Origin of the sequence: Termitidicoccus mucosus, assembly GCF_038725785.1 — a bacterium.
Lineage (GTDB): Bacteria > Verrucomicrobiota > Verrucomicrobiia > Opitutales > Opitutaceae > Termitidicoccus > Termitidicoccus mucosus.
In genome coordinates, this window is the sequence record NZ_CP109796.1 from 4,883,436 (window position 1) to 4,894,122 (window position 10,687).

At 65.6% G+C, this 10,687-nt stretch carries 11 protein-coding genes; 8 read left to right on the top strand and 3 right to left on the bottom strand.

Annotated features, from left to right (window positions below; all coding sequences use genetic code 11):
- Positions 1-187: 187 nt before the first annotated feature.
- Positions 188-862, top strand: a complete 675-nt coding sequence (locus OH491_RS17020) for an outer membrane beta-barrel protein (RefSeq protein WP_334319304.1) — start codon at positions 188-190, stop codon at positions 860-862.
- A gap of 90 nt (positions 863-952) precedes the next feature.
- On the opposite strand, the gene OH491_RS17025 is transcribed toward OH491_RS17020, so the two are convergent.
- Positions 953-1,480 carry a DUF192 domain-containing protein gene (locus OH491_RS17025; protein WP_145928791.1) on the bottom strand — a complete coding sequence of 176 codons (528 nt, stop codon included), beginning with the start codon at positions 1,478-1,480 and terminating at the stop codon, positions 953-955.
- 145 nt (positions 1,481-1,625) lie between these two features.
- Between OH491_RS17025 and OH491_RS17030 the strand changes: the two genes are divergently transcribed.
- From OH491_RS17030 to surE, 4 genes are all read left to right on the top strand, one after another.
- On the top strand, positions 1,626-2,786 hold the full coding sequence (locus OH491_RS17030) for a M24 family metallopeptidase (RefSeq protein ID WP_068770391.1): 1,161 nt from the start codon (positions 1,626-1,628) through the stop codon (positions 2,784-2,786).
- A gap of 164 nt (positions 2,787-2,950) precedes the next feature.
- Entirely contained in the window at positions 2,951-3,931 is a 981-nt protein-coding gene (locus OH491_RS17035; protein WP_068770390.1) for a bifunctional heptose 7-phosphate kinase/heptose 1-phosphate adenyltransferase, read from the top strand.
- 355 nt (positions 3,932-4,286) lie between these two features.
- Positions 4,287-4,742, top strand: coding sequence for a hypothetical protein (locus tag OH491_RS17040; protein WP_068770389.1), 456 nt, complete (start codon positions 4,287-4,289; stop codon positions 4,740-4,742).
- Between the two features lie 132 nt (positions 4,743-4,874).
- Positions 4,875-5,663 (top strand): 5'/3'-nucleotidase SurE, encoded by a 789-nt coding sequence (surE, locus tag OH491_RS17045; RefSeq protein ID WP_068770388.1) that lies wholly within the window; start codon positions 4,875-4,877, stop codon positions 5,661-5,663.
- Between the two features lie 181 nt (positions 5,664-5,844).
- Here the strand turns inward: surE and OH491_RS17050 are convergent, their stop codons facing one another.
- A complete protein-coding gene (locus tag OH491_RS17050) occupies positions 5,845-6,738 on the bottom strand; it encodes a 5'-3' exonuclease (protein WP_068770387.1) in 894 nt (297 codons plus the stop codon).
- A 96-nt stretch (positions 6,739-6,834) separates the two neighbouring features.
- On the opposite strand from OH491_RS17050, the gene purD reads away from it, so the two are divergent.
- The 3 genes from purD (at position 6,835) to OH491_RS17065 (ending at position 9,683) form a co-directional block, all read left to right on the top strand.
- The gene (gene purD, locus OH491_RS17055) at positions 6,835-8,184 is read left to right on the top strand and encodes a phosphoribosylamine--glycine ligase (RefSeq protein ID WP_334319303.1); all 1,350 of its coding nucleotides are present in this window, start codon (positions 6,835-6,837) and stop codon (positions 8,182-8,184) included.
- A gap of 138 nt (positions 8,185-8,322) precedes the next feature.
- A complete protein-coding gene (locus OH491_RS17060) occupies positions 8,323-9,054 on the top strand; it encodes a hypothetical protein (protein WP_145928790.1) in 732 nt (243 codons plus the stop codon).
- Between the two features lie 134 nt (positions 9,055-9,188).
- Complete coding sequence (locus tag OH491_RS17065) at positions 9,189-9,683, top strand: protein tyrosine phosphatase (protein WP_068770385.1); 495 nt, start codon at positions 9,189-9,191, stop codon at positions 9,681-9,683.
- A 122-nt stretch (positions 9,684-9,805) separates the two neighbouring features.
- On the opposite strand, the gene OH491_RS17070 is transcribed toward OH491_RS17065, so the two are convergent.
- Entirely contained in the window at positions 9,806-10,564 is a 759-nt protein-coding gene (locus OH491_RS17070) for a TlyA family RNA methyltransferase (RefSeq protein WP_068771106.1), read from the bottom strand.
- Between the last annotated feature and the right edge of the window lie 123 nt (positions 10,565-10,687).

Genomic DNA, 10,687 nt, shown 5'->3' on the forward strand with positions numbered 1-10,687 from the left:
GCTAAATTGAGTGGCTGGCCTAAAAACCTTCAGATGCCTGATAGGTTTTTTGGCAAAAATGATGCAAAACCGCTAGATGAGTATCCTATAAAAGTAAATAATTATTAATAATCACATTATAGAATTAAAAAAATATGAATTACATCTTGATAAATGCAAAATAATGGCCATGGCTCTCGAGTTTTCCATGAAACTTAATACTTTCAGCCGCATCCTCGGTGTCGCCATCGGGATGCTCATGACGAATCTTCTTGTGCAAGGGCAGACGGGCTCGCTCGCGGGCCGCGATGTCATCGGTTTTTGGGAGGTGGGTCCCGGCATCATGCTTTCGTCCGGTTTGAAGGTGAAACAAAGCGGCGGGCGCGTCATCGAGGGCGACTCGACTTTCATCGGCGGCACCTTTTCGGGCGGGGCATTGCTCAAGGGGCATCATAAGCTCCAGCTTACCGCCGGCTACTTCTATGCGGCGGATGACGTGAGGGCCTCGGACCTCCCGTCCGGCGAGATCGAGCAGCGGATCAACTTCATCCCGGTGGTGGCCGAGTATCACTATCGTTTCGCTTTCAGCGAAACGGTGGCGCTGCGCGCCGGAGCGCTCTTCGGCGTTTCCGCGATCAGTCTCACCTACACCAATACCGACCTGGACTCGTTTCCCGGCAAAAAACACTACGAGGCCGCCGTCACCTATGGCGGCAGCGTCGGAATGGACGTCAGGCTCACCGACAATCTCCACCTCGACTTCGGCTACAAATATGTCGGCACCGGCAAGACCTCTTTCAGGCCCAAGGGCGGCGGCTCGGAATACAGGATGGATTCCATCGGCGGCCACTTGCTTTCCGCCGCCCTCCAGATGCGTTTCTGAAAAAGCCGCCGGGCGGGTTCTCTCCGTAAGCGAGGCGCCCCCGCGCAAACAGGCAACCCAGGCCGGGGATGCCGCGGCCGGCGCGGAAAATCACCATCCGTAATCCTTCGGTGAGAATCCCCGCGCCTTCATCGCGGCCTTGAGCGCGTCGAGATCGAGCCGCGCGCCGGGCCGGACGCCGTGCCGCTCGAACCAGCCTTGGTTCATCTCCAGCGCAAACTGCATGTCCTTGCCCCGCGACGAAACCGTCGTCTCGTCGTGCGGATACATCGGGTAAATCTCGCGCAGCACGCCGTCGGCGGTGAAGTAGCCGATATCGAGCGGCGTGGGCGTGTTGCGCATGTAGAACCCCATCCGGGCCGGTTTCTGGTAAACGAAAATCATCCCCTGGTCCTCCGCCAGATCGCGCCGCCCCATCAACCCGCGCGCCATCTCCAGTTGTTGCACCGCCAGTTGCATCCGCACCGTCTGCCCGCCGACCTTGATGGAAAAATACTCCGACACCGGTTTGCGCGCCTGCGCGTCCGATTTGGCCCCGCCGCATCCGGCCAGCGTTCCCGCGAACGCCAGCGCCAGCAGCACACCCAACAACGATGAAACCGGATTTGCGTTTTTCATGCCATCTGTGGCTAATGCCCGCGCGAACAAATTCAAACCATTTGGGGATTTTCGATTGCAGGCGCCGCCGCGCCGTGTGCTAAACGAAGCGAAGGCTCCTGCAATCGACAGCCGCGCATCAAAATCCCAATCCCTTCTTCCATCCATGTCTTCCGCCCGTTCCGCCGCATCCACTGCGCCCGCCCTGCTTCTCTTCGCTGACTCCGCGCACAACGCCGACCAGCTTTATTTCGGACGCGTCCATGTGCCCGACGCGTTCATTTCCTTCGCCCTCGGCGGCAAAAAATACGCCGTGGTCAACGCCCTCGAATTTGCCCGCGTGAAGCGCGATTCCGACTTCGACGTCGTCCTCCCGCTCGAACCCTACGCCGATGCCGCGTTCGGGAAATACTCGCATCTCGGGCGCCTCTCGCCCGCCGAGACCATCGCGGTCATCGCCGCCGAATTCCGCGTGCGGCATTTCCGCGTGCCCGAGGACTTCCCCGCCAGCCTTTACGCGCGCCTCACGCAGCTCCACGGCCTCCGGCTCGACCCCGCCAACGGCCCCTTTTTCCCGGAACGCGAAATCAAGACCGCCCGCGAGGCCGCCGCCCTCCGCGAAGGCAACCGCGCCGCCGCGCTCGGCATCGCCGCCGCGGAGCGCGCCTTGCGCGCCGCCACCGTCCGCGCGGGCAAACTCTTTCTCGACGGACGTCCGCTCACCTCCGAGCGCCTCAAGACCGCCATCGAAATCGCCTGCCTGGAGGCGGGCGCGTTCTCCCTCGACACCATCGCCGCCGGCGGCGACCAGGCTTGCGACCCGCACGAGGCCGGGCATGGCCCGCTGCGCGCCGGCGAGCTCATTGTCGTGGACGTTTTTCCGCGCGTGCAAAAGACCGGCTACCACGGCGACATGACGCGCACCTTCCTGAAAGGCCGCGCCAGCGACGCCCGGCGCGCGCTCGTCGCCGCCGTCCGCGAGGCGCAACTCGCCGCGCTCAAGGCCATCCGCGCCGGTGTCAACGGCCAGGTCGTGCACGGCGCGGTCAACACGGTTTTCGCCGCCCGCGGCTACGAGACGAAACGCACCGCCAAGGGCGCGACGGGCTTTTTCCACGGCACCGGGCACGGCCTCGGCCTCGCCGTGCACGAGGCGCCGCGCGTGAGCACAGTGGATTATGTGTTGAAAAAAGGCTCCGTGGTGACCGTCGAGCCGGGCCTGTATTATCCCGGCCTGGGCGGCTGCCGCATCGAGGACGTCGTCCAAGTCACCGCCACGCGTCCCAAAATGCTCTCCGATTTCCACTACGAATGGGAAATTGAATGAATGCGGAATTCGGATTGCGGAATGCGGAATAAAAGGCATCGCCAGCCGCCGTCCGTTTTTCCAAAACTCCGCCATCATCCGTCCGCGCCGCCGCCTCGCTCCAAAGGTTTTCCCATTCCGAATTCCGCAATCCGCATTCCGCATTCAATGCAATCCGCATTCCCATGATTTCCCACTCCGCCGCCAAGTCACTGCTCGAAAAGATCGCCGGCCTGCGCATCCTCGTCATCGGCGACGTCATGCTCGACCACTATGTGTGGGGCGACGCCACCCGCATCTCGCCGGAGGCGCCGGTGCCCGTGGTGGACATCGCCCGCGACACCTACACCGCCGGCGGCGCCGCCAACGTGGCCCTTAACATCGCCGCGCTCGGCGCGCGGTGCACCGTCGCCGGCCTGTTCGCGGACGACGAAGCCGGCCAGCGCCTCGCCCGCATTTTGGGCGAACACGCGATCGCGACGATTCCCACGCCCGGCACCGGCTCCACCATCCTCAAGACGCGCATCGTCGTCCAGCGCCAGCAACTCTGCCGCCTCGACCGCGAATCGCCGCCCTCCGCCTACGCCATCGAACCGCGCAAAATCGTCCCGCTTCTGGCCGAGGCCGTCCGCTCGCACGACGCCGTCATCCTTTCCGACTACGCGAAGGGCCTTCTCACCGACCAGCTCATCCGCATCGTCACCCGCCTCGGCCGCGCCGCCGGAAAGCTCATCACGCTCGATCCCAAACCCAAGCGCCAGCTCGCCTTCCGCGACCTCGACCTCATCACCCCCAACCGCAGGGAGGCGCTCCAACTCGCCGGCATCGAGCCCGAGCCTGGCGCGCCGTTTCCCGCGGAGGAAGTCTGCGCCCGCCTGCACAAACTCTACCGCACCCGCAACCTCGTCATCACCATGAGCGAGGACGGCATGCTCCTTTCCTCCGGCGGAAAAATCACCCGCGTCATCCCCACCGCCGCGCGCGAAGTCTTCGACGTGTCCGGCGCCGGCGACACCGCGCTGGCCTCGCTCACGCTGGCGCTCGCCGCCGGCGCGCCGCTGCCCGCCGCCGCCGAGTTCGCCAACGCCGCCGCCGGCGTGGTCGTCGGCAAGCTCGGCACCGCCACGACGACACCCGCCGAGATTCTGGCCTACGTCAAAAAGTAGAAATTAGGATTTAGGGTTCCTCGCTATTTTCGATGGCTGGTTTCCTTATTTAACCGCAGAGAACGCAAAGAACTCATGGGAAAACAGGATTGTTTCCTGCGCTCTTTGCGTTCTTTGCGGTTAATTTTTTGTTGTTTTCAGACATCGAAAATAGCGACGAACCGGATTTAGAAATTAGGAAAGGGAAATACACGCTGTCGCGCCGCCGGTATTTTCGTTGCGCCCGTGGCGTTGTTGCGTGAGACAAAAGCGGAAAAATCCGCCCGGCGCGCGCTCCTGATTTCCCTCGCTCCGCCCTCCGCTTTCTGACTCTCTGGCAACCCGCGCCCCGCGCGCCCAATCCAAATCACTCCGCATGAAACCGCTCCTGACTTTTCTCCTCGCCGCCGCCGCGCTCGCGTTTATCTCCGCCTGCGGCTCGCCCACGCGCGGCAAAAGCGCCGCCCATGTCATCATCCCCGCCGGCACCTTCGGGGTGGAAAATTCCTGGACGCCCCCCGAGGCGCAGGTGCAGGAGATGGAGCGCGAGCTTGCCCGCATGTTCTACGCCGCCGACCGCCGCATCACCGGCCTGCCCGACGGCGTGCCCCCGTATCCGCTTTCCGATTACAACATCCGCTACAGCGGCAGCGGCCCCGCCGAGAGCCGTTATATTTTTGCCGAGGCCATGCACACCTCGCTGCCCGAAAGCGCGCGCCTCCTCACCATGGAAAAAGTCAACATGCCCGAGAGCGGCGGCCCGCGTTACCTCACTTTCATGTATGACATGAACCGGAAGCGCATCACCAACGTCCGCTTCAATACCCCGTGAGGGAAGAAAGTGACAGGTATCAAGTAACAAGTGACAAAAAACAGGGAAAAATGCGGCGCGCGAAGCGCGCGCTGCCGGCGCCGAAGGCGCCCACTTTCCACTTGATACTTGTCACTTGATACTTCCTCAAAAATGAAGCTCCTCCTCACCAACGACGACGGCATCGCCAGCGCCTTCCTCCATGTCCTCATCGGCGCGCTCCGCGACGCCGGGCACGATCTCTTTGTCGTCGCCCCCAAGAACGAGCAAAGCTGGATTGGCGCGGCCAAGTCCCGCCACCGCCCCGTCCGCTCCGAGCGCGCCGGGCGCGACTTCGGCTGCCCGGCGTGGACGGTTGACGGCACCCCCGCCGACTGCGTCAACATCGCCCTCGCGCACCTCATGCCTGCCGCGCCCGACGCCGTCGTCAGCGGCATCAACATCGGTTACAATGCCTCCCTCGGCTTCATCCTCGCCAGCGGCACCATCGGCGGCGCGTGGGAAGGCGCCGCGCACGGGCTGCCCGGCATCGCCCTCTCGCAACACCTCGCCCCGGACGTTTTCGAGCAACTTCGCCGCGCCCAGGGCCGTCCCGATGACGCCGGCGCGTCCGTCACCCTCGCCGCGACCGCGCGCCGCGCCGCCGTGCTCGTCCCGGAGCTGGTCCGCGCCACGCCGCCGCGCTCGTTCATCGTGCACAACCTGAACTTTCCGTATCCCTGCCATGAATACAGCGAGGTCCGGCGCACCGTCCCCGCGCGCGTGCTCGTGACCCGCCTCTTCGCGCCGCAGCCCGCCGGAGCGGATGGCGCCCATCATTTTATTTATCGACCGGGCGAGGACATCACCCAGCCCGATTCCCCGCTGACCGACCGAGCCGCGATCGAGGCCGGTTTCATCAGCCACACGGTGCTGGATTACACGCAAATCGGCCAAGTGTGACACGGCTTGGGATCGGCGTGGCACGGGCGTCCCGCCCGTGTGGGTCGGGTGGCATGGGCGACCTCGCCCATGCCAGCGGTGCTCCATGCCGCCGATGTCTGGAAAAACCGGCGATGCTGCGCATCGTCACACGGGCGAGTCGCCCGTGCCACGCAATCCGCCGCGCCGTCGCGCCTCCGCCTCAGAACAGCTCCCGCTGCTCATACCGCTGCCGGGCTTCGGCCAGGGCCGTGCGCATTTCCAGTTCCTCCAGCAGCGCCAGCAGTTCCTCCAGCCGCACCCGGCCCGCCGCGTTGCGCTCCGCATCGCTCACCGGCGGCAGCGACAGGTTGAGCGTCGTCAGCCGCAGGTTCCGCCGCAGCGCGTCCGCCTGCGCGCGCACCGGCTCGCGAAACCGCTCCGGCTTCAACTCGTCCGCGCGCGCGATGACGGCTTCCAGCGAGCCGCATTGTTCTAGCCACTTCACCGCCGTCTTCGGCCCCACGCCCGCGAGTCCGGGAATGTTGTCCGACGCGTCGCCGACCAGCGCGAGATAATCCGCGATTTGCGCGGGGCGCACGCCGAATTTTTCCACCACGCCCGCCTCGTCGAGCACGCGCCAGCCGAGCTTCGCGTTGCCGGCCGGCGGCGGCAGGAGCAGCCTCACGCGCGTGTCCACCATTTGCGCGAAATCCTTGTCCGCGCTCACGATGAGCACCTCGTTGCCCGCGTCCGCGAGCCGGCGCGCCTCCGCCGCGAGCAGGTCGTCCGACTCCACGCCGTCACGCTCCACGCCGACGAACCCCATCGCCCGGGTGAGCGATTTTACGTAGGGCAGTTGTTTCACCAGCGCCTCGGGCATCTCCGCGCGCTGGGCCTTGTATTCAGGAAGCAATGCCAGCCGGTCCTGCGCCCCGCCGAGATCGAAAAACACCAGCGTGCCCGACGGGTGCTCCTGGTCGGCGAGCCGCCAGAGCGATTTGACCCAGCCGTGGAGCGCGTTGGTCGGAAACCCGTCCGCCCGCGTCAGTTCGGGAATTGCGAAAAAGCACCGGTAAGCCAGGTTGAATCCGTCAACAAGAAGCCATTTCGACATATGGCTCCGCAGCCAAGCAGGCCGCGCGCGGGCCGCAATGACTTTCTTACTTTCTTACTACCTTGCTTTCTTACTATTGTCTTTTCCCCTTTTCCCATGACCACCGCGCAAGCCACTGCCTCCGCCCTCCCCAAAAACATCCTCGTCGTCGGTTCCGGCGGGCGCGAGCACACCCTCGTCAAAACCATCCTCGCCTCGCCGTCCGCGCCGCGCGTCATCGCCGCGCCCGGCAACGCCGGCATCGCCGCCGAGGTCGCCTGCCATCCCGTCGCCGCCGACGACATCCCCGGCCTTGTCGCCCTCGCGCAACGCGAGCGCGTCGACTTCGTCGTGGTCGGCCCCGAAGTTCCGCTTTCGCTCGGGCTGGTCGATGCCCTCGCCGCGGCCGGCATCCCCGCCTACGGCCCCCGCGCCGACGGCGCGCGCCTCGAAGCCTCGAAAATCTATACCAAGGAGATTTTGCAGAAATACAAAATCCCCACCGCGCCCGCCGCCGCCTTCGACGACCCCGCCGCCGCCGTCGCCTACCTGCGCGCCCGCCCCGCCCCCATCGTGGTGAAGGCCGACGGGCTCGCCGCCGGCAAGGGCGTCGTCGTGGCCGCCACGCATGCCGAGGCCGAGGCCGCCGTCCACACGCTCCTGCCCGCCCCTCAATCGAAAATCGTTTCGAGCGACAGCGACAGTCAGCCAAATCGAAAATCGAAAATCCTCATCGAGGACTGCCTCACGGGCGAGGAAACCTCGATTCTCGTCATTGTCTCCGGGCGCGATTATTTCACGCTTCCCACGTCCCAGGATCACAAGCGCATCGGCGACGGCGACACCGGGCCCAACACCGGCGGCATGGGCACCTACTCGCCCGCCGACATCGTCACCTCCGAACTCCTCGCCCGCATCGACCGCGACATCGTCCGCCCCTCCGTCAACGCCATCGCCGACGAGGGCATCGACTTTCGCGGCACGCTGTTCATCGGCATCATGCTCACGCCGGACGGCCCCCAGGTCCTCGAATACAACACCCGCTTCGGCGACCCCGAGACCCAGGTGGTGCTCCCGCGCCTCGACACCGACCTGCTCGCGCTGCTCTGGGCCGCCGCCCGCGGCGGCCTCGGCGCGGTCGCGCCCGCCGTCCGCATCCGCCCCGGGCACGCGATCTGCGTCGTCATCGCCTCGAAAGGCTACCCGGAAAAATTCCCGAAAAACATCCCCATCCAGCTTCCCGCCGGCCTCCCGCCCGGCGTGCAAATCATCCACGCCGGCACCGCGCGCGACGCCTCCGGGCAACTCGTCACCGCCGGAGGCCGCGTCCTCGGCGTGACCGCCCTCGCCCCGAGCCTCCGCGAAGCCGCCGACCGCGCCTATGCCGCCTGCGAACAAATCGCCTGCGAAATCAAATACTACCGCCGCGACATCGGCGCGCGGGCGCTGAAAAGGCTGAAGGACTGAGGTTCCGGAGGCAGAAAGCACATCTCATAGCCCATGCCATTTCCTCATAAAGGCGCGCCCTCTTTGCCGCTCTCGTGGCTTCCGGTATTTTGTGCTTTCCGCATCCCCGGCGGTGAGTTTCCTCAACTGCTTCCCGTCATGCGCCACCGCAATCTCCATCGCATTCTCACCGCGTGCGCCTGCCTTTTTTCGCTCTTCGCCCTGCCGGGCTCCCGACTCCGCGCGGAAACCGTCCCGTCCTTTTCCGCCGCCGCCGATCTCGGCGAGGGGCTCCGTTACCTTCGTATCAATAATATCGATACGGACGGCGCCGCGCTCCAGGCCGCGCTTTCGCAGCCCGCGCCGCTCGTCATCGACCTGCGCGCCGCCGCCGCGCCGCGGGATGGCGGCGTCGCCGGTTTCGCCGGGCGAACGGCGCATGATCCCGCGCCGCTCCGCCTCCTGCTGGTCAACGCCGGCACGCCCGCCGGCCTGCTCCGCGCCTTCGCGCTTCCCGCCCCCGGCTGGCTTACCCTCGGACCGGCCACTCCGGGCCTGGCGGTTGACATCGCCGTGTCCGCCTCCGTCGAGGCCGACCGCAGGGCCGTCGCGGCGCTTGCCGCGGGCACGCCGCCGGAAAAACTCCTCAACCGGCAGCCCGAAAAAAACCGCTACGACGAAGCCGCGCTCATCCGCGACTACACCAACCAGCCCGCCGAAGCGCCCGCGCCCGCCGGCCACACCAGCAATGACGGCACGGAATCCGCCCCGCCCGGCGCCTCCGCCGCGCAGCCCGACGCGGACGCCGCCGAATCCCCGCCCGCCGACGCCGTCCTGCAGCGAGCCCGGGACATCCACCGCGCGCTCCTCGCCCTCAAAAAGATTCCCTAGGCCCGAGCCCGCCCCGTTGCCCAAAATCGTTCTCGTTCTCTTGCCCGTTCTCGTTCTCTCTATTGCTTGCGTAACATTTCGAGAACGAAAACGAGCAAGAAAACGAGAACGATTGGAAAAGACTCACAGCCTTCATGCCCGGACACATCCTCACCGTTTGCACTGCCAACATTTGCCGCAGCCCGATGGCCGAGGCGCTGCTCCGGCATGCGCTCCGCGCCGAACCCGAACCCCTCCGCTCGCTCAAAGTCGTCTCCGCCGGCATCGCCGCGCACCGTGGTGAAGCCATCTCGGAAAACTCCCTCATTGCCCTGAAAAAAGTCGGCATCGACTACGCCCAGTTCCGCTCGCAACCCCTCACCCGCGAACTGGTCGATGGCGCCCTCGCCATCTTCTGCATGACCGAGTCGCATCGCGCGATGATCCAGCTCAACTTCGATCCGCCGCCGAAACACCTTTATCTCTTTCGCGAGCTTATCGGCAATGGCGCTCCCGTGGAGATCGCCGATCCCTTCGGCGGGCCGCTGGGCCTCTACGAGAGCAGCCGCGACGAGATGGTCGAGGCCATCCCGTCCATCCTCGATCTCCTGCGCAAAATCACCGCGCCGCCGGCATCACCGCCGGTTTAAGCCACAAATCCAAGTTTCTCCTTGTTTCCGATGGAGGGCCGAGCTCCTGCGAGGCCGTAACCGGGAAACGTTGTCGCAAACTGCAACGGCCTCGCAGGAGCTCGGCCCTCCATCGGCCAGATTCATTTCGGCCCTGACCTCAATCCCAGCAGAAACTCGCGATTGCCGTCCGCCCCGGTGATGGGCGAGTCCATCGAGCCGGTGAGCGCCGCGCCGGGAAGCTCCGCGAGCGCGAACGCGGTGATGTCCGCAAGCACCGCATCCTGCACGGCGCGGTCCCGGATGACGCCGCGGCCTTTGTCCACCTCGGCCTTGCCGGCCTCGAATTGCGGCTTCACCAGCGCGACGAGCGCGCCGCCCGCGCGCAAGAACGGCCACACGGCGGGCAGCACGGATTTGAGCGAGATGAATGACAGGTCCATCACGATGGCGTCGAATTCCGCGCGCGGCAGGTCGCCTGGGCGCAGCAGGCGGGCGTTGATTTTTTCGAGGTTGGTGACGCGCGGGTCGGCGCGGAGCCGCGCGTGGAGTTGCGCGCGGCCGACATCCACGCACACGGCAGATGCCGCGCCGGCTTGCAGGCAGCAGTCGGTGAAGCCTCCGGTGGAGGCGCCCACGTCGAGGATGTGGGCGCCGTTGAGATCGAGCGGGAATTTTTCCATGAACCCCGCGAGCTTCTCCCCGCCGCGGCTGACGAAACGCGGCGGCTGCTCCAGCATGAGCTCGATGTCGGCGGGCACTTCCCTGCCGGGTTTGTCGAGCCGCGTGGTGCCGTGCAGCACGCGGCCGGCCATGATGAGCGCCTTGGCCTGCGAACGGGATTCGGCGAGGCCGCGGGCGACGAGGAGTTCATCGAGGCGTTGTCTGGCGGGCGATGGCATGGCGGGCGGTTTGATCCGCCAGCACAACAGCGTCCGCGGGGAAGTGAAAGGTTGTTTTGCCGGACGGCCGGGCGCGGGGAGTGAGCCGGAATGCGAAATAGCGTTGGCCTGCGGTCCTCGGTC